The 21012-nt window shown below is 58.0% G+C and carries 21 protein-coding genes and 1 tRNA gene; 18 read left to right on the forward strand and 4 right to left on the reverse strand.

Annotation, left to right across the window (positions count from 1 at the left end; translation table 11 throughout):
- Positions 1 to 61 precede the first annotated feature (61 nt).
- A complete protein-coding gene (fnrL, locus tag HAT86_RS05675) occupies positions 62 to 808 on the forward strand; it encodes a transcriptional regulator FnrL (protein WP_167194301.1) in 747 nt (248 codons plus the stop codon).
- 101 nt (positions 809 to 909) lie between these two features.
- Here the strand turns inward: fnrL and HAT86_RS05680 are convergent, their stop codons facing one another.
- Positions 910 to 1749 (reverse strand): universal stress protein, encoded by an 840-nt coding sequence (locus HAT86_RS05680; protein WP_167194303.1) that lies wholly within the window; start codon positions 1747 to 1749, stop codon positions 910 to 912.
- A 202-nt stretch (positions 1750 to 1951) separates the two neighbouring features.
- Between HAT86_RS05680 and ccoN the strand changes: the two genes are divergently transcribed.
- The 8 genes from ccoN (at position 1952) to ccoS (ending at position 9945) form a co-directional block, all read left to right on the forward strand.
- Complete coding sequence (ccoN, locus tag HAT86_RS05685; protein WP_167194305.1) at positions 1952 to 3556, forward strand: cytochrome-c oxidase, cbb3-type subunit I; 1605 nt, start codon at positions 1952 to 1954, stop codon at positions 3554 to 3556.
- Positions 3557 to 3571: 15 nt separating this feature from the next.
- The gene (ccoO, locus tag HAT86_RS05690; RefSeq protein ID WP_167194307.1) at positions 3572 to 4300 is read left to right on the forward strand and encodes a cytochrome-c oxidase, cbb3-type subunit II; all 729 of its coding nucleotides are present in this window, start codon (positions 3572 to 3574) and stop codon (positions 4298 to 4300) included.
- A 12-nt stretch (positions 4301 to 4312) separates the two neighbouring features.
- Complete coding sequence (locus tag HAT86_RS05695) at positions 4313 to 4507, forward strand: cbb3-type cytochrome c oxidase subunit 3 (protein ID WP_167194309.1); 195 nt, start codon at positions 4313 to 4315, stop codon at positions 4505 to 4507.
- A 5-nt stretch (positions 4508 to 4512) separates the two neighbouring features.
- Entirely contained in the window at positions 4513 to 5382 is an 870-nt protein-coding gene (gene ccoP / locus HAT86_RS05700) for a cytochrome-c oxidase, cbb3-type subunit III (RefSeq protein WP_167194311.1), read from the forward strand.
- A 316-nt stretch (positions 5383 to 5698) separates the two neighbouring features.
- Positions 5699 to 7132, forward strand: coding sequence for a cytochrome c oxidase accessory protein CcoG (ccoG, locus tag HAT86_RS05705; protein ID WP_167194313.1), 1434 nt, complete (start codon positions 5699 to 5701; stop codon positions 7130 to 7132).
- Positions 7132 to 7587, forward strand: coding sequence for a FixH family protein (locus HAT86_RS05710; RefSeq protein WP_196780522.1), 456 nt, complete (start codon positions 7132 to 7134; stop codon positions 7585 to 7587). Before ccoG ends, HAT86_RS05710 begins: the two co-directional genes overlap by 1 nt.
- Positions 7588 to 7592: 5 nt before the next feature.
- Positions 7593 to 9782: a heavy metal translocating P-type ATPase gene (locus tag HAT86_RS05715; protein ID WP_167194315.1), complete on the forward strand. Its 2190-nt coding sequence runs from the start codon at positions 7593 to 7595 to the stop codon at positions 9780 to 9782.
- Between the two features lie 4 nt (positions 9783 to 9786).
- On the forward strand, positions 9787 to 9945 hold the full coding sequence (ccoS, locus tag HAT86_RS05720; RefSeq protein ID WP_167194317.1) for a cbb3-type cytochrome oxidase assembly protein CcoS: 159 nt from the start codon (positions 9787 to 9789) through the stop codon (positions 9943 to 9945).
- Positions 9946 to 9960: 15 nt separating this feature from the next.
- On the opposite strand, the gene HAT86_RS05725 is transcribed toward ccoS, so the two are convergent.
- Complete coding sequence (locus HAT86_RS05725) at positions 9961 to 11172, reverse strand: bifunctional alpha/beta hydrolase/OsmC family protein (protein WP_167194318.1); 1212 nt, start codon at positions 11170 to 11172, stop codon at positions 9961 to 9963.
- A 206-nt stretch (positions 11173 to 11378) separates the two neighbouring features.
- On the opposite strand from HAT86_RS05725, the gene HAT86_RS05730 reads away from it, so the two are divergent.
- The gene (locus HAT86_RS05730) at positions 11379 to 12131 is read left to right on the forward strand and encodes a GGDEF domain-containing protein (protein WP_167194319.1); all 753 of its coding nucleotides are present in this window, start codon (positions 11379 to 11381) and stop codon (positions 12129 to 12131) included.
- Positions 12132 to 12528: 397 nt separating this feature from the next.
- Here HAT86_RS05730 and hemE read toward each other — a convergent pair whose 3' ends face one another.
- The gene (gene hemE, locus HAT86_RS05735) at positions 12529 to 13563 is read right to left on the reverse strand and encodes a uroporphyrinogen decarboxylase (RefSeq protein WP_167194349.1); all 1035 of its coding nucleotides are present in this window, start codon (positions 13561 to 13563) and stop codon (positions 12529 to 12531) included.
- 94 nt (positions 13564 to 13657) lie between these two features.
- On the opposite strand from hemE, the gene hemC reads away from it, so the two are divergent.
- Complete coding sequence (gene hemC, locus HAT86_RS05740; RefSeq protein ID WP_167194321.1) at positions 13658 to 14605, forward strand: hydroxymethylbilane synthase; 948 nt, start codon at positions 13658 to 13660, stop codon at positions 14603 to 14605.
- Between the two features lie 42 nt (positions 14606 to 14647).
- On the opposite strand, the gene HAT86_RS05745 is transcribed toward hemC, so the two are convergent.
- On the reverse strand, positions 14648 to 16078 hold the full coding sequence (locus HAT86_RS05745; protein WP_167194323.1) for an FAD-binding oxidoreductase: 1431 nt from the start codon (positions 16076 to 16078) through the stop codon (positions 14648 to 14650).
- 162 nt (positions 16079 to 16240) lie between these two features.
- On the opposite strand from HAT86_RS05745, the gene HAT86_RS05750 reads away from it, so the two are divergent.
- The 7 genes from HAT86_RS05750 to HAT86_RS05780 form a co-directional block, all read left to right on the forward strand.
- Complete coding sequence (locus HAT86_RS05750; protein ID WP_231125827.1) at positions 16241 to 16726, forward strand: glutathione peroxidase; 486 nt, start codon at positions 16241 to 16243, stop codon at positions 16724 to 16726.
- Positions 16727 to 16806: 80 nt separating this feature from the next.
- Positions 16807 to 16883, forward strand: a tRNA-Met gene (locus tag HAT86_RS05755).
- A gap of 208 nt (positions 16884 to 17091) precedes the next feature.
- Positions 17092 to 18663: a tyrosine-type recombinase/integrase gene (locus HAT86_RS05760; RefSeq protein WP_167194327.1), complete on the forward strand. Its 1572-nt coding sequence runs from the start codon at positions 17092 to 17094 to the stop codon at positions 18661 to 18663.
- Between the two features lie 97 nt (positions 18664 to 18760).
- Positions 18761 to 18997, forward strand: a complete 237-nt coding sequence (locus HAT86_RS05765) for a WGR domain-containing protein (RefSeq protein WP_167194329.1) — start codon at positions 18761 to 18763, stop codon at positions 18995 to 18997.
- 388 nt (positions 18998 to 19385) lie between these two features.
- Positions 19386 to 19694, forward strand: coding sequence for a hypothetical protein (locus tag HAT86_RS05770; RefSeq protein WP_167194332.1), 309 nt, complete (start codon positions 19386 to 19388; stop codon positions 19692 to 19694).
- A 31-nt stretch (positions 19695 to 19725) separates the two neighbouring features.
- Positions 19726 to 20250: a hypothetical protein gene (locus HAT86_RS05775; RefSeq protein WP_167194333.1), complete on the forward strand. Its 525-nt coding sequence runs from the start codon at positions 19726 to 19728 to the stop codon at positions 20248 to 20250.
- A 349-nt stretch (positions 20251 to 20599) separates the two neighbouring features.
- Positions 20600 to 21012, forward strand: a 413-nt coding sequence (locus tag HAT86_RS05780) for a transposase (protein WP_196780523.1), incomplete at its 3' end; no start/stop codon positions are given.

The following is a 21012-nucleotide window of genomic DNA, read 5'->3' on the forward strand; positions in this document are numbered from 1 at the left end:
CGGTAAACTGATTTTTGACCGAAATCCTTGATTCAGATCAACACGCCAAAGTGATTAAGATATGCTCAAAGTAGACACGTTCGACATCTCTCGTGAATGCGGTGATTGCCCGATACGCCATCGGGCGGTTTGCGCGCGGTGCGAATCCGATGAGCTGGAGATGCTGGACCAGATCAAGTACTATCGCAACTTTGAGGCGGGCCAGACCGTTATCTGGGCCGGTGACAAGATGGATTTCGTCGGCTCGGTTGTGTCGGGCATCGCCACGTTGACCCAAACCATGGAAGACGGGCGCACCCAGATGGTGGGCCTGTTGCTGCCGAGTGATTTCGTTGGCCGTCCCGGACGCCGCACAGCGGCTTATGATGTGGTCGCAACCACAGATGTGGTGATGTGTTGTTTCCGCAAACAGCCGTTTGAAGACATGATGAACCGCACGCCGCATATCGCGCAGCGTCTGCTGGAAATGACCCTTGATGAATTGGATGCCGCGCGCGAATGGATGTTGGTGCTTGGCCGCAAAACCGCACGCGAGAAGATTGCCAGCCTGTTGTCGATCATCGCCCGGCGCGATGCCGCGTTGAATATGGGCGGGAAAGAGGGGCCTATGGTGTTTGATCTGCCGCTGACGCGCGAGGCGATGGCCGATTATCTGGGTCTGACGCTGGAAACCGTCAGCCGCCAGATTTCCGCCCTGAAAAAGGACGGGGTCATCGTTCTGGAAGGTAAGCGGCATGTGACCGTTCCCGATTTCAACCGCCTGCTGGACGAGGCGGGCGATGACAGCGACGGCGGTCTGCTGGCCTAAGGCCATGTTGGCTGCGTGACGCATGGCGCCGCAGGGCAGCATCGCCGTGGCACAAACCGATCTATGACCCGGCCGGTTAACCAGCCGGGCCGGGACCAGCGTTAATGCGCCATGAACACCGGTAGTTTCGCCTGTTCCAGCATGTAGCGTGTTGCGCCGCCGAACACCGCCTCGCGGAAGCGAGAATGCCCATAGGCCCCCATCACCACCATATCCGCGTCCATATCTGCGGCATGACGCATCATCACATCTGATACGCGTGGCAGGGTTTTCGACAGCACGTCAATCTCGACCCTGACATCGTGCCGCGCCAGATATTGCGACAACTGCCCGCCCGGGTCGGACCGGTTTGGGCCATGCGTGGGCGGGTCAATGACCACCACATGCGCAACATCTGCCTGTTTCAGCATTGGCAAGGCGGCACGGACTGCAATCAGCGCCTCGGGGCTTTCGTTCCAGCCGATCATGATCCGGCCCGGTGCCGGGTTGGGCTTGGCGCCGCCCGGCACGATAAGCGCGGGTATGTGTGCTTCGAACAGGGCTGATTCGGTTACCGGCTCCAATTCGGCACCGCGGCCTTCGCCGTAGGGCTGTGCCAGAATGACCATGTCGGAAAACCGGGCGCGGGCTGCGACATGACGGCCCAGATCGGCCAGTTGCGCCACCCCGGTTTCCGAGGCCCATCGAATCCCCGAGCCGTCCAGCAATTTGGTCGCGCGTTTTTCGATCGCTTCGGATTCATCGTGCGCGCGGGTGATGGTTTCCTGTAACACAACCGCACTTGCCCCGGCATAGTAATATCCCGTCTGGCTACGATCCACGCCCAAGCACAGCACATCCAGATGTGCATCATGGGCGCGGGCCATTTCCAACGCATGGCCCAGAACGTCATCTACCAACGCTTCGTCGGTGATAACGGTAAACAGACTGTTAAAAGTCATCGCAGAGCCCTCTTGTTTGCTTTGTCTGTTATTAGGTTACGCTGATGCGGGGGGCGTGCGCATTGATGTTCATCAAGGAATGCGACAATGGGTCTTGATGCAGATCAAAGCGGTTTTTGCTGTATATCAGCATTAAAGCGATAGTCTAAACGCGCTCGCGCGGTCGTGACGAATCGTGCGGATAAAGACGAAGGGACGCAAAATGACGAACTATTTCAAGCTGATCGTGCTTGGAGTGATCGCGCTTTTGGCGCTGATTGCTGCAAACTACGCGCGCGATCTGGCCTATCTGGTCAACGCGCTGACGGTCGCGCTGGCCGCGATGGGCCTATTTATCTGGACGCTGCGCCAAACGGACGAGCCTGTGCCGAATGTCGATTTGTCCGGCCAATACATGGATGGCGTCGTGCGCGCTGGTGTGATCGCCACCGCGCTGTGGGGCGTCGTGGGGTTCATCGCGGGGACGTTCATCGCGTTCCAGTTGGCCTTTCCGGTGCTTAATTTCGAATGGGCGCAGGGTTACCTGAACTTTGGTCGTCTGCGGCCCCTTCACACCTCGGCGGTGATTTTCGCCTTTGGTGGCAACGCCTTGATCGCCACATCGTTCTACGTCGTGCAGCGCACCAGCGCGGCGCGGCTTTGGGGCGGCAATCTGGCGTGGTTCGTGTTTTGGGGCTATCAGCTTGTGATCGTTCTGGCTGCCACCGGCTATCTGTTGGGTGCGACGCAGTCGAAAGAATACGCGGAACCGGAATGGTATACCGACTGGTGGCTGACCATCGTCTGGGTCGCTTACCTGGCTGTGTTCCTTGGCACCATCGTCAAGCGCAAAGAGCGTCACATTTACGTCGCCAACTGGTTCTATCTGTCCTTTATCATCACCGTTGCGATGCTGCATATCGTCAACAACCTGTCGATCCCGGTGTCGATCTTCGGCTCCAAGTCGGTTCAGGTGTTCTCGGGCGTGCAGGATGCCATGACGCAGTGGTGGTATGGTCATAACGCCGTGGGCTTCTTCCTGACCGCTGGCTTCCTTGGCATGATGTATTACTTCGTGCCCAAGCAGGCCGAACGTCCGGTTTATTCCTACAAGCTGTCGATCATCCACTTCTGGGCGCTGATCTTCATTTATATCTGGGCCGGTCCGCACCACCTGCACTACACGGCGCTGCCTGACTGGGCGTCGACGCTGGGTATGGTGTTCTCGATCGTGCTGTGGATGCCCTCTTGGGGTGGCATGATCAACGGCCTGATGACCCTGTCGGGCGCGTGGGACAAGCTGCGCACCGATCCGATCATTCGTATGATGGTGATCTCGATCGGGTTCTACGGCATGTCGACCTTTGAAGGCCCGATGATGTCGATCCGCGCGGTGAACTCGCTGTCGCACTACACCGACTGGACCATTGGTCACGTGCACTCGGGGGCCCTTGGCTGGAACGGCATGATCACCTTTGGCGCGCTTTACTTCCTTGTGCCGCGTCTTTGGAACCGCGAACGCCTGTATTCGCTCTCGATGGTCAGCTGGCACTTCTGGCTCGCCACTATCGGCATCATCCTCTACGCCGCCTCCATGTGGGTGACCGGCATCATGGAGGGCCTGATGTGGCGCGAAGTGGACGCCAACGGCTTCTTGGTGAACTCGTTCGCCGATACCGTGGACGCAAAGCTGCCGATGTATGTCGTGCGTGCCTTGGGCGGGGTTCTGTATATCACCGGCGCAGTCATCATGTGCTATAATCTTTACATGACCGTCAGACGGAGCCCGGCTGTCAAAGCCAGCAACTCCGTTGTCCCGGCCGAATAAGAAAGGGACTGACCCATGGGAATTCTCGACAAACACAAGATCCTTGAGAAGAACATCACGCTTCTTTCGATCTTTGCCTTCTTGGTCGTGACCATTGGCGGCATCGTTCAGATCGCACCGCTGTTCTGGCTGGAAAACACCATCGAGGATGTAGAGGGCATGCGCCCCTACACCCCGCTGGAACTGGCCGGGCGTGACATCTATGTGCGCGAGGGCTGCTATGTCTGCCACAGCCAGATGATCCGCCCGATGCGCGACGAGGTCGAACGCTATGGCCATTACAGCCTTGCGGCGGAATCGCAGTATGACCACCCGTTCCAGTGGGGCTCCAAGCGGACAGGGCCTGACCTTGCCCGCGTCGGGGGCCGATACTCGGACGAGTGGCATGTGGATCACCTGCGCGACCCGCAAAGCGTGGTGCCGGAATCGGTGATGCCGAAATACGGCTTCCTCGAAGATCGGTTGATCGACGGTGAATATATCGATGATCTGCTCAAGACGCATCGTCTGGTCGGTGTGCCTTACACGGAAGAGATGATCGAAAACGCGCAGGCCGATTTTCAGGTGCAAACCGATCCGTTCGGCGACATTGACGGTCTGTTGGAGCGGTATGGCGAAAACGTCAACGTGCGCAATTTCGACGGTCAGGCCGGTATCTCTGAGGCCGATGCACTGATCGCGTATCTGCAAATGCTGGGCACGCTGGTTGATTTTTCAACCTTCACGCCTGTGGCCAGCCGGTAAAGGAGCAGTCCAATGGAAACCTATTCCTTTCTCCGTGAATTCGCAGATAGCTGGATGCTGTTGTTCCTGTTCTTGTTCTTCATCGGTGTGGTGATCTGGGTCTTCCGGCCCGGATCCACCAAGACCTACGAAGATCCGTCAGGCATCCCCTTCCGGCACGAAGACAAGCCCGCCCGCGAGGGCGAGGCCGACGCCAAGGAGGCGTGAACGACATGGCTAAGAAACCGAACAAGAAACACGAGGTCGAGACGACTGGCCACCAGTGGGACGGCATCGAAGAGTATAACAACCCCTTGCCGCGGTGGTGGCTGTGGGTTTTCTACGCCACGATCGTTTGGGCCATCTGGTATAGCATTGCCTATCCGGCGTGGCCGATGATCTCGGGCGCGACCAAAGGCTACCTTGGCTGGTCAACACGTGAGAACGTGGCACAGGACATCGCCGCCGCAGAAGCCGCCAACGCCGAGATCAACTCACAGCTTGCCTCGGTCGAGCTGGCGTCGATCGCGGATGATCCTGAATTGTCGGGCTACGCCAGTTCGGCAGGCGCCGCCGTCTATAAAACATGGTGCGCTCAGTGCCACGGGTCGGGGGCTGCGGGGGCCAAAGGCTATCCGAACCTGCAGGACGATGCGTGGCTGTGGGGTGGTACGATCGACGATATCCACTACACGATCGCCCACGGCATCCGGAACGAGCAAGACCCGGACGCGCGGTATTCCGAAATGCCCGCCTTCGCCGATCTTCTTGCGGAAGAAGAGGTTGAACAGGTTGTGAACTATGTCATGTCCTTGTCGCCCGCTTACGATCCGCAAGATGCCTCGTTGGTCGAGGCTGGCGCCGAAGTGTTCGATATCAACTGCTCGGCCTGTCACGGCGCTGATGGCAAAGGGGATATTTACCAAGGTGCGCCCAATCTGACCGATGCGATTTGGCTGTATGGCGGTGACTACGAAACCGTCAAGGAAACGGTCATGAACTCGCGCTTTGGTGTCATGCCCCCGATGGGCGGTGCCCAGTTGTCTGAGGCTGAAATCCGCGCCGTTGCCACGTATGTGCACCAGCTGGGTGGCGGCGAATAACCCGCCCCCTTGCATAAAAGAATACCCGCGGGCGGCACGCCGCCTGCGGGTTCGGCACCGGCCCTTCCGTCCTGTTCGCGCGTTTCCTGGAAGGCCGGTGCCACTTTATCCGCGAAATAACGGCCTGCTGTCAACGCCGGCGTGCTTTTTCAAAATTATCCAAGGCAGGGCGGATGTCCTGCGGCGGCAGGCCGCGCTTGTATCTGGCTCTAAATAGATCAGTTTAAGACTCAGAATTTGATGCAGGTCAAGGCTGGACCGGCTGGCACCTGAAACAACACGCTGGAACAACAACGCGCATACCGGAGTGATTCCGTTGTCTGATACCCAACCCGAAGCCCCCAGTCTTTACGCCGCGCGGGAACCTATTTTCCCCAAGAAAGTGTATGGTAATTTCCGCAACCTGAAATGGGTGATCATGATCATCACCCTGGGGATTTATTATGTCACGCCGTGGATTCGCTGGGATCGTGGGCCAAACCTGCCCGATCAGGCCGTGCTTTTGGACTTGGGCAGCCGCCGGTTTTTCTTTTTCTGGATCGAGATTTGGCCGCATGAGTTTTATTTCGTTGCGGGCCTTCTTGTTATGGCCGGGTTGGGGCTGTTTTTGTTCACCTCGGCCCTTGGGCGCGTCTGGTGTGGCTATGCCTGTCCGCAAACCGTTTGGACCGATCTGTTCATTTTGGTCGAACGCTGGATCGAAGGCGACCGCAATGCGCGCCTGCGCCTGCACCGCCAGAAGAAAATGGATTTCCGCAAGGCGCGTCTGCGCCTCACGAAATGGGTGTCGTGGTTGCTGATTGCGGTCGCGACAGGCGGGGCGTGGGTGTTTTACTTTACCGATGCGCCGACCCTGTTGGTTGATCTGTTCACGCTCAATGCGCATCCGATTGCCTACACCACAATTGGCGTTCTGACGGCCACAACCTTTGTGTTTGGTGGCTTCGCGCGCGAACAGATTTGCATCTATGCCTGTCCTTGGCCGCGCATTCAGGCGGCCATGATGGACGAAGACACCCTGACCGTGGGCTACCGCGAATGGCGCGGCGAACCGCGGAAAAACTCGGACGAGGTGAAGGCCGGTGAAGAACAGGGCGATTGCATTGATTGCATGGCCTGCGTCAATGTCTGCCCTGTGGGCATCGACATTCGCGATGGTCAGCAAATGGAATGCATCACCTGTGCGCTGTGCATCGACGCCTGCGATGAGGTCATGGACAAAATTGGCAAACCGCGCGGCCTGATTGATTATATGGCGCTGACCGATGAACAAAATGAACGCGCGGGCCACGCGCCCAAGCCGATCATCAAACATGTCCTGCGCCCGCGCACGGTTCTTTATACTGCGCTATGGTCGCTTGTTGGCGTGTTGCTGGTGTTTGCCCTGTTTATCCGCTCGGATATTGATATGACGGTCGCGCCGGTGCGCAATCCGACCTTTGTTACCCTGTCCGATGGCACGATCCGCAATGTTTACGAGGTGCGTTTGCGCAACAAGCACGGCGATGACCGCCCATTCCGCATGACTGTCAGTGGCGACCCCGCGATCCGTATTCAGCTTGAAGGTACGCCTTACGGCACCGTCACGGTTCCGGCCGACTCGACCTATCTGCAACGGGTTTACCTGATGGCGCCGCCCGGTTCGGACGCGGCACGTGACGAACGCACCGACGTGCGCCTGTGGGTCGAAGACACGTCGAACGGTGAGCGCACCTATGAAGACACGTTCTTTAATGGAAGGGCCAACTGATGGCAGAACGCAAGATCACTGGTAAACATGTCCTGTTCATTTTCGTTGGGGCTTTCGGGATCATCATCTCGGTCAATCTTTTGCTGGCCTATTCCGCTGTGAAAACCTTTCCGGGGCTTGAGGTGCGTAACTCGTATATTGCCAGCCAGACTTTCGATGATCGCAAAGCCGCGCAAGAGGCGTTGGGCTGGACAATCGACGCGCGGCATCAGGATGGCCGTCTGACCCTGTCAATCACCGACGAGGCCGGGCAGCCCGTGGCCGTCAAGATGCTGGATGCCACCGTGGGCCGCGCCACTCATGTGGCGGATGATGTGACCCCCGATTTCCAGTTTGACGGATCGGCCTATGTGGCCGACGTGCCTTTGGGGGATGGGAATTGGAATATCCGGATGACGGCCCTTGCCTTTGACGGGACCGAGTTTCAACAGCGGGTCGTTTTGATCAAGGATTAAGGCCAATGACAGCCAATATGCGCCCTACGCCTTCGGCGTGCCCCGCTTGCGTTGCTGCCCCGGCGGCGGAACAATTGGCCAAGATGCAGCCCCACGATCCGGCGCAGATTGCGCTGTCCTTGCCGACGATCCACTGTTCGGCCTGTATCACCAAGATCGAAAAGGCGCTGGATGCGCATCCTCAGGTCAAATCGGCCCGTGTCAACCTGACCCTGAAACGCGCCAGCATAGAGGCCGAGCCCGAAGTTACCGCTCAGGACATGAAAGAACTGGTCGAGGGCTTGGGGTTTGAGGCGCACGAGCTGGACGCGGGCACCCTGAACGCCACCGCCAATGACCGTGCCGGGCGCGAATTGCTGATGCGGCTGGCCGTGGCGGGCTTTGCCAGCATGAACGTCATGCTTTTGTCGGTGTCGGTCTGGTCCGGCGCGGCGGATGCCACGCGCGATATGTTCCATTGGATTTCCGCGGCCATTGCCCTGCCGACGATCGCCTTTTCCGGTCAGCCTTTCTTTCGCAACGCCTGGGCAGCACTGTCGAACAAACAGCTGAACATGGACGTGCCGATCACGCTGGCGATCCTGCTGGCCATCGTCACCTCGCTTTGGGAAACGTCGCTGTCGGGGGAACATGCCTATTTTGATGCCGCACTTGCGCTGACATTCTTTCTGCTGGCAGGCCGCTACCTTGATCACCGGACCCGTGCAATCGCGCGATCTGCGGCCGAGGAACTGACCGCGCTGGAAGTGCCGCGCGCCACCCGCCTGACCGATACGGGCGACGAGGAAACCGTGAACGTGGCACAACTGGCCTTGGGCGACCTGATTTTGGTGCGCCCCGGTGGGCGGATGCCGGTGGACGGGGAAATCGCCCAAGGCACCTCGGAAATCGACCGCTCGTTGCTGACGGGTGAAACCCTGCCCGTCTTTGCCAGCGAAGGGCAGAGCGTTTCCGCGGGGGAGGTCAACCTGACAGGCCCGCTGACCATCCGCGCCACCGCTGTCGGCTCCGATACATCGTTGCACCAGATGGCGGATCTTGTGGCCATCGCCGAATCCGGGCGGTCGCGCTACACATCGCTGGCTGACAAGGCGGCGAAACTTTACGCGCCGGGGGTGCATATCCTGTCGGCCTTGGCCTTTGTCGGCTGGTATCTTTACACTTTTGATCTGCGCACTGCGCTGAACGTCGCCGCCGCTGTGCTGATCATCACCTGTCCTTGTGCGCTTGGTCTGGCTGTGCCCGCCGTGACCACGGCAGCCAGCGGGCGATTGTTCCGCAAGGGGATGCTGATCAAGCATGAAACCGCGCTGGAACGTCTGGCGCAGGTCGATACCGTTGTGTTCGATAAAACCGGCACGCTGACCGCCGGAACACCCGAATTGACCAACTTTGATCAATTGCCGCGTGGTGATGTCGAACTGGCCTTGGCGTTGGCGCAAGGCTCGTCGCACCCGCTGGCGCAGGCCATCACCCGCGCCGCGCGCGAGGCCGGGATCGCGCCCGCGCAAGTCACTGACGTGACCGAGGTGCCGGGCTACGGCACCAAAGCCCAATTGAACGGCCAAGAGGTCCGTCTTGGCCGCGCCAGTTGGACGGGTGCGCAGGGCCGCGCGGAAACCGCCACCTTCTTGCAAAAAGGCGATACCGCGCCCGTGGCCTTTGTCTTTGCTGACCGTCTGCGCGACGGTGCCGCCGAGGCGGTTCAGGCGCTGAAGGAGGCAGGCAAAACCGTTTACCTGATGTCGGGCGACACCACCCCGGCGGTCGAGGCGCTGGCCAACCGCCTTGGCATTACCCGCTGGCTGGCCGAGGCATTGCCCGCCGACAAATCCAGCCGCATTCAGGCGCTTACCGATGAGGGCGCCAAAGTGCTGATGGTCGGCGATGGCTTGAACGACACCGCCGCATTGGCTGCTGCGCATGTCTCGATTTCGCCGGCGACGGCGCTGGATGCGGCGCGCGTGGCCTCCGATATCGTGCTTTTGGGCGGTGATCTGTCGCCAATCGCATCGGCCTGCGCCACCGCTCGCTCGGCCACCCGGCGTATCCGGGAAAATTTCCGCATCGCCACGGTCTATAACGTGATTGCGGTGCCTTTGGCGGTGGCGGGGCTTTGCTCGCCTTTGATCGCGGCCTTGGCCATGTCGGCCAGTTCGATTACGGTGTCCCTGAATGCACTTCGCCTAAGGTGACCCCATGACCATCCTTGCCTACCTGATTCCCATTTCGCTGTTTTTGGGCGGTGTCGGTCTGGTGTTTTTTGTCTACACGGTGAAATCCAACCAATACGACGATCCCGAAGGCGATGCCCGCCGTATTCTGAGCGACGAATACGACGACCACCCCAAGCCATAAGGCGCGTGTCGCGGGTCATTCAAGTTTGGTGACAACCTCTGCGCTACGCTCTAGCGTGCGATGAACCGGGCATTTATCAGCGATCTCAAGAAGACGGGCGCACTGCTCTTCGTCCAGATCACCCTTGAGCCGGATCACCCTTGTAAAGCGGTCTGCCTTGGCATTTCCCTGCGCCGCGGCGTCTTGGGCATGGACCTTGTCGTGGCTGACATCCACGCTGACATGGGTCAGGGGCCAGCCCTTGCGCCGGGCATACATGCGGATGGTCATCGACGTACAGGCGCCTAAGCCCGCCGATAGAAAGCCATAGGGCGACATGCCACGGTCTGTGCCGCCATAGGCCTCGGGCTCGTCCGCCAGCACGTGATGCTTTTCGCCCGCGTTGATATCTTGCAAGAACCCGTCAGGGTCCGCTTCGCTGATCCGCACGATCCCTTCGGGCGCACCGGGTGGCGGGGCCGGGGGACGCAGATCAAGATAATGCGCGGCCCATGCGGCAATCACCCCGGCGACATATTCGGCGTCATCGGCGTTGCTGATCAGGTGGTCGGCGTTGTCCAATGTCACGAAGCTTTTGGGGTGTTTGGCCGCGCGGAAAATCTCGGACGCGTTATTGATCCCGACAATCGCATCTCGCGGTGCGTGCAGGATCAAAAGTGCGCGATGCAGCGCCTTGATCTCGTCGGTCAGGCTTTCGGCGTTGACGCTGCGCACGAAATCGCGCCCGATGGTCACGTTGCGCCCACCCAAATCAACCTCGGCCTTACCGTTTTGTTCAATGCGATCCAGCGCATCACCAAAATTATGCGTCACATGGCTGGGATCGTAGGGCGCGCCGATTGTCACCACCGCGCGTGCGCTGTCGATCTTGCGGGCTGCTGCCAATATAGCCGCCCCGCCCAAAGAATGCCCGATCAACAGCCCCGGTGCCATGCCGCGCGCTTTCAGCGCATCTGCCGCCAATTCGAGATCATCCACATTGGACACGAACGTGGTATTGGCAAATTCACCGTCGGAATGCCCAAGCCCGGTGAAATCGAACCGCAGCACCGCGATGCCAGCCCCCGCCAGCCGGGCCGCGATGCGCCGGGCCGCTGGAATGTCCTTGGAGCAGGTAAAGCAATGCGCGAACAGCGCCGTCGCCAGATGGGGGCCTTCGGGCAAATCCAGCCGCGCTGACAAATCGTCGCCAGCGTGACCCCGGAAGGTAAAGCGTTCAGTTGGCATAAGGCGTCCTTTCTGCACGGGTCTGTGACCAAGCGTAATCAGCCGGTACGTGGCTTTCCAGCCATGTGTCGGCCCCGTCACGCCAAGGTGATCGTTCTGAAATCATAGATTTTACCGCAAATTGCTTGTAGAATGGGTGCAGGTTCCAGAAGTTTTGTTAACAAACCGGCGTCATCCTGATCCGACAGGAGTGATGGAACACAGGTATGCAACTGCGCCTTTCGACCCGCAACGATGTCAGGCTTTTTACTGCGATTGTGGTCGTCGCGATCGTGTGTGGCTCGGTGCTGCTCAACTTCATGATCATGCCCCCCGATTTGATGCGCAAAACGATGATTTCAGGGGCGGTGATTGCCATGATATTATCGGCACCGGTGGCCTATTTCGTGGGCACCCGCCTGCGTGAAATCCATGATCTCAATCAGCGTCTGCGTCAGGCCATCAGCTTTGATCCGCTGACCGGGGCGCATACACGCACCAATTTCCATTCGCGGGTGGCGCAGTTGCGGCGCGGGCCAATGTCGCTGATCATCGCCGATATCGACCACTTCAAGGCCATCAATGACCGGTTCGGTCATCAGGCAGGCGATACTGCCCTGCAACAATTTGCCAATGCATTGATGGACAACTGCCGCGCAAGCGATATTGTCGCCCGCTTTGGCGGCGAAGAATTCGTGATTCTCATGCCCGCTACTGTGACACGGGATGGGCTGATCGCGGCCGAACGTCTTTGTCAAAGCGTGCGCGCCTGCCCGATCACCGTGGACGGCACTCTTATGAATGTGACCGCCAGTTTCGGCATTGCCGGTCTGACGGACCCCGCCCGGATCGAACAGGCGATCCGGGCTGCCGACCTTGCGCTATATCGGGCCAAGGCCGAAGGACGCAATCGCGTGTGCCTATACGATCCTCATATTGATAAAACCGTTGGCCCTGCCAGCGCCACTAGCGCGCTTTGAACTGATCACGCCCTTTCATCCGGTGCAGGCCGAACGGATGTCCGGTCGGCATCCCATGGTGGTGGTCAGACATTTGAACCTGACCTGCCAGCTTGAAAAATGTGCGCGCCCGTTGGGCGCGCGCTGTTTATTTTGGTTGGGGGCGCTGCCCCCAAACCCCCGGGATATTTATCAACAGAAGAAGGGCAGGGCCCTAGAACCCCGCCCACAGACCGACGTAACCGGCCTTCTCCTGTTACGGCCATCGGCGTCCCCGCCTGTGCCGCAGCGCGATGATAACGATCAAAACTTTCTCAAGTGTTATTCATTGTTCCAAAAAAATACTCCGGGGGAGTCGCCGCTTGCGGCGACGGGGGCAGCGCCCCCATATCCAGGCTGTATTTTTTGTAGAACCACTTCAGCCGCCACGTACCGTGTCGATCATCAGTTGCACATTGTCGGGGTCTGCATCGGGGGTGATCCCGTGGCCAAGATTGAAGATATGCGGCCCGCTTTTCAGTGCTTCCACGATGTGACGGGTTTCTCTGACCAGTGCGTCGCCGCCGGTAACCATATGTTTCGAGGCGAGGTTTCCCTGCACACACCCTGAGGGTTGCACATGTTTGGCCACCCAGTCCGGGTTGACTGAATCGTCGACGGCCACACAGTCTGCGCCGGTTATGTCATGGAACCCGATGTATTTGTCGCCCGCTTGACGCGGGAAGGCGATGATCGGAATGCCGGGATGGCGCGATTTGAGCTCGGAAATGATGCGTTTGGCGGGGGCGATAGCGTATTTATCGAAATCCTCACCTTTCAGTGAGCCCGCCCAACTGTCGAACAGCTTGACGCATTCTGCACCCGCCTCGATCTGGGCCGAGAGGTATTCGATCGTGGCCTCGGTAATGCGTTCAAGCAGAGCCTCGAACAGTGGTTTGTTTTCGGCTTTCAGCGCATGTGCCGGGCCTTGGTCGGGCGTGCCGCGACCAGCGATCATATACGTGGCGACGGTCCAGGGCGCACCGGCGAATCCGATAAGCGTTGTTTCTGCTGGCAGGGCCTGCGACAGATTGCGCAGGGTCTGGTAGATGGGATTGAGCGTTTCATGCACATCGCTGGCCGGTGTCAGGGCATCGAACCCGGCTTGATCGGTGATTGTCGACAGCCGCGGGCCTTCGCCGGTGACAAACCACAGGTCGGCCCCAAGTGCCTGCGGAACCAGCAGGATATCGGCAAACAGGATGGCCGCGTCAAACCCGTAGCGGCGGATCGGTTGTAGCGTGACTTCGGTGGCCAAGTCACTGTTATAACACAAGGAAAGGAAGTCACCGGCCTCGGCGCGGGTGGCTCGATATTCCGGAAGGTATCGCCCGGCTTGCCGCATCATCCAGATCGGTGGGGTCTCAAGGGTTTCCCCTGCAAGGGCTCTTAGAATGGTCTTTTGCGCGGCCATGGCATCCTCCGTTTCGGGTGTGGTCACCCCCCGGCGACACAATGTCAAGCACCCCGCGCTTGTCAGGGGCGGGCAGGGGGGCTAGACCACGGCCATGACACGCGATTTGCCAACCCCCGACACCCCGATGAAGCTGGGCACACGCGGCTCGCCGCTGGCTCTGGCACAGGCCCACGAGACACGTGACCGGCTGGCCGCCGCCTTTGATCTGCCCCATGACGCGTTCGAGGTGGTCGTTATCAAGACTACCGGCGACCGGATCGTTGACCGCCCGTTGAAAGAGATTGGCGGCAAGGGCCTGTTCACCCGCGAAATCGAACAAGCCATGCTGAGTGGTGAGATCGACATTGCGATCCACTCGATGAAAGACATGCCTGTCTTGCAGCCCGAGGGGCTGGTGCTGGACACGTACTTGCCGCGCGAGGATGTGCGTGATGCGTTTGTCGCGCCGCATGTGGCTGGGCTGGCCGAATTGCCCGCAGGGGCCAAGGTTGGCACCTCGTCGCTCAGGCGCAAGGCGCAGGTGCTGGTGGCCTATCCGCATCTGGAGGTCGTGGAATTTCGCGGCAATGTTCAGACCCGCTTGAAAAAACTGGATGATCAGGTTGCAGCTTGCACGTTCCTTGCCATGGCAGGTCTGAACCGTCTGGGGCGCGCGGATGTGGCCACTGCGGCCATCGCGCCCGAGGAAATGTTGCCGGCCGTGGCGCAGGGGGCGATCGGGATTGAACGCCGCGCCGATGATACCCGAGCGGCTGACATGCTGGCAGCGATCCACGATGGGCCAACAGCACAGCGGCTGGCGGCGGAACGCGCTTTTCTGGCCGCGCTGGACGGGTCGTGCGAAACGCCAATTGCCGGGCTGGCGGAATTGGATGGCGGCACCCTTCGCCTGCGTGGTGAGGTGTTACGCCCAAACGGCAGCGAGGCGATCAGCGACGATCAAAGTGCCCCGATCGAGGATGGCGCAGAGCTGGGGCGTGCCATGGCGGCCAAGCTGCTGGAGCAAGCCGGCGAGGGATTCTTCGACTGGCGGCAGTGATCGGCGCGGCGGGCGGTCAGGCCCGACAAGCGCTTATGCCGGTTATGGATCCGGCAAGACCTTGCCGGGGTTCATGATACCTTTGGGGTCCAGCGCCTCTTTGATGGCCCGCATGGCTTGGATTGCTGCGCTGTTCTTGTGGCGCTGCATGGCAGGCTTTTTGGTCAGGCCGACCCCATGCTCGGCCGAGAAACTGCCACCAAGCTCGATTGCCGTGTCGTCCACCGCCTGCTTGATTGCCTTGTGAACCGCTGGATCCTGCGATGAAGGCCAGCCTGCGAAATGCAGGTTTCCGTCGCCCAGATGAGCCACGCAAATTGGCACCAGGTCAGGATCCAACGCTTTGGTCCGGTCAGTGATCAGGTCCAAAAACTGCTGCATCCGGTCCACCGGCACACAGACATCGTTGTCGATCACATTCGGCCGCAGCCGTGCCACCTCGGCTGCGGCTTCGCGCCTTGCCCACATATCTTGCCGTTGGCTTTCGTTTTGCGCCACAACGGCATCCAGCACGCCACCGGTGTGAAACTGGGTTTCCAAGATTGTTTCCAGGTGCGCGGCCACCGGGATCGTCCCGTCCGTCTGCGGCGTGGCATCACGCGGGGAAACGGCGCCCACTTCGACCAGAATGTTTACCTCATGCCGGGTGTCAAACGGGGGGCGGGCGTCTGGAAACCGCTCCAGATATGCGTCCATGTAAACACCGGGCATGAATTCGAACGCCTCGACCGCGCCGCCGGTGTCTTGCTGCAATCGGTTCAGCAGCACCAGCGCCGCATCCAGCGAGGGTGTCGCGACCATCGCGGTGGCATAGGCCTGCGGCTTGGGGTGAAGTTTCAGAACAGCGGCGGTGATGATACCCAGTGTGCCTTCGGCCCCGATCAACAGGTCGCGCAGGTCATAGCCGGAATTGTCCTTGTGCAGCTCGCTCATCAGGTCGACGATTTCACCGGTGGGCAAAACCGCCTCGATCCCCAGACACAAATGCCGTGTGCTGCCATAGCGCAGCACATTCGACCCGCCGGCATTGGTGGACAAGGCCCCGCCGATCATCGCCGACCCGCGCGCTCCAAAATACAGCGGAAAAATCAGATCATGCACGTTGGCAGCATCGTGAATATGCGACAAGATCGCGCCGGCCTCGACAATCGCGATACGCGCGTCGGGTTTTATCGCCCGAACGGCCGACATGCGATCCAGCGACAGCATCAGCGCCCCTTGCGCATATGTGCCTTCGACCAGTCCTGTGTTGCCGGACACCGGCACAACTGATGTGTTGGTCCGGTTTGCCAGTTGCACAACTTTGGCAACCTCGGAGCTGTTGGCCGGACGGACCACGGCCAGCGGTGTCCAGTGTGTTTGCCGGGTCCAGTCTTCGCTCCAGCGGGTTGCATCCGTGCCGGTGGCGACATGCGCCGCGCCAACGATGTCGCTTAGGTCTGCAAGAATATCTGTGGGGGTGTTTTTGGTCATAAGGTATAAGATGCGCCAGCGGTGGCGCAGACGCAAGACACCTATGGACGCCGCGAAACCCCGACCTAAATTATATCTCAGATAAGAAAGGGCTCTGAGATGTTTCAGTCATTCCGCAGGACGTTGTCCACTTTGGTTTGCATCGCACTGACCAGCCTGCCGATGTTTGCTTTGGCGTCGCCGGGGGCATGGACATTCGACTCAATCGATGGCGGGACTTTGTCGATGACAGAGTGGAAAGGCCGCCCTGTTCTGGTCGTCAACACCGCCTCGCGTTGCGGTTTCACGCCGCAATATGATGGGCTTCAGGCGCTTTATGATGCTTACCGTGACCGGGGCTTGGTTGTACTGGCCGTGCCATCGCAGGACTTCCGGCAAGAACTGGCCAGCGACGATGACGTCGCTGATTTCTGCGAGGTCAATTTCGGCCTTGATATCCCGATGACGACCATCAGCCATGTGCGCGGTGACAATGCGCATCCGTTTTACAAATGGGTTGCCCAGACCAAAGGCTTTACGCCGCGCTGGAATTTCAACAAAATCTTGATTGGTCCGGATGGGGAGGTTGTGGATACGTTCGGCTCTACCACACGCCCGCAATCGGCCAAAATTACTCGTCCGATCGAAGCGCTGTTGCCGGATAGCTGACGCATCACCGAAGCCTTTTGGAAAATGCGGTTTTTCGCCTTGACGCAGGCCGCCGCCTGTCTTACCTACCGCCTCGGTCTGGCGGAGTAGCTCAGGTGGTTAGAGCAGCGGAATCATAATCCGCGTGTCGGGGGTTCAAGTCCCTCCTCCGCTACCAAAAACACTCTAAAATCAATGACTTAAGTTTTCGGTTGACGCAATTTTCGCGTAGCGCACCTGTAGCGCACTTTTTGTGTCGCGCTGCTGCGCTTTTGAGCGTAGAATCGCTGTGTTGAACACAGTGTCTGCAACATAGGTTTCGAACACAGTGTTTGGTAAAGCCGTCGCAAACACAGTGATTTGAAAGTCTCGCGCAAACACGCATCATGCCCAAGCTTAGTTCCCAAACTGTAACACTGCTGGATGGTGATGTGCGTGTCTTCAAGCGTGATCGCAGCAGGGCATGGCAGGCGACTTTCAAAATTGATGGACGCTGGGTGCGTGTGAGCACCAAATGCAAACAGCTGGACGATGCCAAAAAACGGGCGCGTGAGCTGTATGTTGAATATCAAGTGCGCCAAAAGAATGGCCTACCTGTTATCAGCAAGCGATTTGCGGATGTGGCGGCTGTGACCATTGCTGAGATGGACAAGCAGGTGGTGGCGGGGGCAGGCAAGAAAAGCTATCGCGATTATAAGATCGTATTGGAGAGGTATTTCATCCCCTATTTTGGCGATCGCTTTATCACGTCGATCACCTACGAAGACCTGCAACAGTTCGCCAAATGGCGTGAACACAAGATGGGACACGAGCCACGTGCCTCTACTTTGAACACGCATAACTCAGCGCTGAACCGTGTGTTTGATGAAGCTGTGGCGCGTGGCTACATGAACCGGACCCATGTGCCTGTTCTGATCAACAAGGGCAGGGACAGCGAACGCAGGCCGGATTTTCGGCGCGAAGAATATCGCAAGATGATCGCCACCTTGCCCACTTGGATCAACAAGGGGCGGGATGGCAAATCACGCGACATGCGGCATTTGCTGCGCGACTATATTCTGATCCTCGCCAATACCGGTATACGGCATGGCACAGAGGCGCAGAACCTACGCTGGAAGCACATCCATCTGTTTGAAGAAGATGGGCTGACCTATTTGGAAATGCATGTGAATGGCAAAACGGGCCCGCGCGATCTGATCTGTCGTGCGGGCACAATCAACTATCTCAAGCGCATTCAAAGCAGGTCACCTGATATTGCTGACATGAGTTTTGCAGAGCTGCTCAAAGCGCAGGTGGACAAGCCGGTGTTTCGCTTGCCTGATGGCGCTGCGACCAAGAACCTGCGTCAGACTTTTCGGTTGTTGATGACGGACACAGGCTTGCTGAAATGCCCACGCACAGGGCAAAGCAGGACGCTCTACAGTCTACGGCATACCTATGCCACCTTCGCGCTGTTGAATGACGGTATGGACGTGCACACGCTGGCCATTCAGATGGGCACGTCTATTCCAATGATTGAACGGCATTACAGCCATCTTACGCCACGCCTGCGCAAGGACATGCTCACAGGCAAGCGGCATGATCTTCCACCCGATGAATTCCGGCGCAAATACGATGTGCAATCCCATGCCGTGCAGCGAGAAGACTTGGAAGCTGTTGGTCCTGATACTGTGATTGAACCTGAGTTGCCGCAAGAGCCGGAGTTAGAAGAGAGTGTGGACAGTAAAGTGCAGGATCACGCCGACACCCAGCCTTTGCTCGATCACAAGCAACCAACACCTGCTGACCGTGCTTTCGACCTGTTTGACGCGGGCAAGCTTGGTGAAGCGGGTCTGTTGGCGGCAGTTGGCGTGACGCGTGATGGTTACGTGCCCAGTGAAACGATCACACACCGCGCTTTGGATGCTGTAGATCAGGGCAGGCTGAGCGAGGATGGGTTGGTCAAGTTGCTAGGGTGATGCCTTTTTCGCTTATCGCAAGCATTCAAGAATGTCTGGTCACGAAGGCGGGTTTGGGAGGTTGCAGTTTGTACCAAATCGTTTTTAGACTTCACTCATGATCACGCTTGTTCATCATCACGCAAAACGACCCAACTTCTACCGCGTAGATGTGGGGTATAATTTGTTTGGTGAATATTCTGTGGTTAGAGAATGGGGTGGCAACGGTCAGAATGGCGTGCATCGCATCACTTGGTTTTCCAACCTGCGTGACGCTGCCCTTGCAGCAGACCAGTGGCACGCGAGGGCTTGTGCCAAGGGCTATCAACTGACTGACAGGGTGGTAGCTGGCTAAAGCGTTCAGAAACCTCAGCGTGGTGTGTGAGCGGCTTCTTTGCATAGAAGCCGAATTTATCTGTTGAAAGACCGCCTCGCCACTTTTGCTTTTCTGTATCATCTAAAGAGCGAAGGACAATTCTTTCGTGACCAAAACCTATACCAAAAAGACCATCCTCCCAACTTAGTTGTTTTTAACAAGGGTTGTGATCATTCAGGTTTTAACCGACGTTTGAGGCTCACTGCTCGCACAACCTGTGCGACACGCCTACTTAATGCCCTGCTATGTTTTGTGCAGGGCATTTTTTTGACCCAAACGGTGTTGTGGTTAGGGCTTTGGCAGCTATTCGCGGCACTCTGTCAGCCGTTTCGGCCGGAATTTGGGTGTTACTGAGTTAAAGCCAAACATGGCTGGAGGAACCGAAATTATGTCGTTTCAAAATGAGCTAAATGAGCGGCAGAACATAGAGCGCGGCAGTGTCGATGGCGACGTTGATGCAACAAAGCACAAATATCCTGTGCAAGTGTTGGAAAGCTTTATCCAGAACGCGCCGCGTGGGTCTAAGGCAATATATTGTCGCGGCCCTTTTCTAGACTCTCGCAGTCTTGGGGAGTTTGCCCGGCAAATGCATTTGCAGGGACAGTGTGATCTTGTGCAGCGACGCATCAAAGTGGGGCGTACGGCTATTTTTGAATACCTGATGGTGAAACGTTGATGCGACGGTGGCTACAGGAGGATTGTTTGAGATGGTGAAGTCACAACTAACCGGAAAGGTGACTTCTGTTTCTTGCGAAGACCTATCCAATGTCTTGGATCGCTCAGATGCTCTTATCCGAATGACTGCCAAGGCGCTCGACATTGACGTGGAGGGTCAGCATGTTTCTTGTCATGATGCCTTACACATAATGCGTTTTTTTGCGGGGGGTAAGGGTGAGCAAAACCAGCTTTGGTCCGAGCAGAGCTCCAAATTGCAGGCCGCGAAAGCGCGCGAGTTTGAGTTTGCTATGGCACTGGAAATTTTAAAGCGAGAGCGGGCATCCTTGGATAAACAGGTTGAACTGCTGACGGAACAGTTGGCACGGGCAAATCACCGGAGTGACCGACTTGAGCAAAAACTGCATGATTTAACTGCGTCGTTTGCTCATCTCGTTTCACAACGTGATCGCTTGGTTGCTCAGACAAAAATCAAAAGCACGACTTCGATCAAACAGCATCAAGGGCGGGATGTTTTGTATTTGGAAAGGCCGGTTAACCTTCATCTTCTGAATTAGGCCTGTCATGTATCCGACTTTGTGAGAATATCTGATAGCGTGGCCGAGCGGACAGCAAGATGGTAGGATCTCCCCATACGGAAATAAATAGGCTGGCGTTTCCAGAAGCGCTTAAGTGAGCAGGCTCGATTTCAACAATGCGCACTCTTAAATGAGCGTAACGTTCAAGGCCGGGTCGCAGAATTTCAGTCGCCTGAAGCCCGAGATATCCCAAGACCAATTCAACAGGCCCACCCAAGCCAAAGGGAGTTATGACTGGATCTGGTGTTTGGGCGATTTGAAGGTTGGCGGCGTATCTGGTTGAATTGTTGTTGCGAGACAGCAGCCCAACCAAAGGAGATACACCACCATGGAAACGACTAACATTATTGATTTTGCGCGTCGAGACGGGATGACGGATGCGCTGACGGAATTGCTCAGAACGGGAGCGCAGGAATTGATCGCGACAGCAGTTGAGGCAGAGCTTGCCAGCTATCTTGCGCAGTTCGCCGACATGAGAACGGATGCAGGTCACGCGGCCGTCGTGCGCAATGGGCATCATCCAGAGCGGCCATTCCAAACCAGCATTGGCCCTGTGAGTGTTCGCATTCCCAAGGTTCGCTCAAAAGACGGCACGCCTGTGACCTTCCGCTCTGCCTTGGTGCCGCCCTATGTGCGCCGCACCAAGACGCTGGAGGCGGCCTTGCCCTGGCTCTACCTCAAAGGGATTTCCAGCGGCGAAATGGGCGCGGCACTCAAAGTTCTTCTGGGTCCTGATGCGAC

The organism is Roseovarius gahaiensis (genome assembly GCF_011601345.1).
GTDB lineage: Bacteria > Pseudomonadota > Alphaproteobacteria > Rhodobacterales > Rhodobacteraceae > Roseovarius > Roseovarius gahaiensis.

What these genes read in the sequence shown, in the direction of transcription:
- HAT86_RS05745 (WP_167194323.1), bottom strand. Translation starts at nt 16,078, where the DNA reads ATGACCAAAAACACCCCCACAGATATTCTTGCAGACCTAAGCGACATC.
- HAT86_RS05760 (WP_167194327.1), top strand. Translation starts at nt 17,092, where the DNA reads ATGCCCAAGCTTAGTTCCCAAACTGTAACACTGCTGGATGGTGATGTG.
- HAT86_RS05730 (WP_167194319.1), top strand. Translation starts at nt 11,379, where the DNA reads ATGCAACTGCGCCTTTCGACCCGCAACGATGTCAGGCTTTTTACTGCG.
- HAT86_RS05710 (WP_196780522.1), top strand. Translation starts at nt 7,132, where the DNA reads ATGGCAGAACGCAAGATCACTGGTAAACATGTCCTGTTCATTTTCGTT.
- HAT86_RS05770 (WP_167194332.1), top strand. Translation starts at nt 19,386, where the DNA reads ATGGCTGGAGGAACCGAAATTATGTCGTTTCAAAATGAGCTAAATGAG.
- HAT86_RS05680 (WP_167194303.1), bottom strand. Translation starts at nt 1,749, where the DNA reads ATGACTTTTAACAGTCTGTTTACCGTTATCACCGACGAAGCGTTGGTA.
- HAT86_RS05695 (WP_167194309.1), top strand. Translation starts at nt 4,313, where the DNA reads ATGGAAACCTATTCCTTTCTCCGTGAATTCGCAGATAGCTGGATGCTG.
- ccoN (WP_167194305.1), top strand. Translation starts at nt 1,952, where the DNA reads ATGACGAACTATTTCAAGCTGATCGTGCTTGGAGTGATCGCGCTTTTG.
- HAT86_RS05750 (WP_231125827.1), top strand. Translation starts at nt 16,241, where the DNA reads ATGTTTGCTTTGGCGTCGCCGGGGGCATGGACATTCGACTCAATCGAT.
- ccoP (WP_167194311.1), top strand. Translation starts at nt 4,513, where the DNA reads ATGGCTAAGAAACCGAACAAGAAACACGAGGTCGAGACGACTGGCCAC.
- HAT86_RS05715 (WP_167194315.1), top strand. Translation starts at nt 7,593, where the DNA reads ATGACAGCCAATATGCGCCCTACGCCTTCGGCGTGCCCCGCTTGCGTT.
- HAT86_RS05725 (WP_167194318.1), bottom strand. Translation starts at nt 11,172, where the DNA reads ATGCCAACTGAACGCTTTACCTTCCGGGGTCACGCTGGCGACGATTTG.
- ccoO (WP_167194307.1), top strand. Translation starts at nt 3,572, where the DNA reads ATGGGAATTCTCGACAAACACAAGATCCTTGAGAAGAACATCACGCTT.
- fnrL (WP_167194301.1), top strand. Translation starts at nt 62, where the DNA reads ATGCTCAAAGTAGACACGTTCGACATCTCTCGTGAATGCGGTGATTGC.
- HAT86_RS05775 (WP_167194333.1), top strand. Translation starts at nt 19,726, where the DNA reads ATGGTGAAGTCACAACTAACCGGAAAGGTGACTTCTGTTTCTTGCGAA.
- hemE (WP_167194349.1), bottom strand. Translation starts at nt 13,563, where the DNA reads ATGGCCGCGCAAAAGACCATTCTAAGAGCCCTTGCAGGGGAAACCCTT.
- HAT86_RS05765 (WP_167194329.1), top strand. Translation starts at nt 18,761, where the DNA reads ATGATCACGCTTGTTCATCATCACGCAAAACGACCCAACTTCTACCGC.
- hemC (WP_167194321.1), top strand. Translation starts at nt 13,658, where the DNA reads ATGACACGCGATTTGCCAACCCCCGACACCCCGATGAAGCTGGGCACA.
- ccoS (WP_167194317.1), top strand. Translation starts at nt 9,787, where the DNA reads ATGACCATCCTTGCCTACCTGATTCCCATTTCGCTGTTTTTGGGCGGT.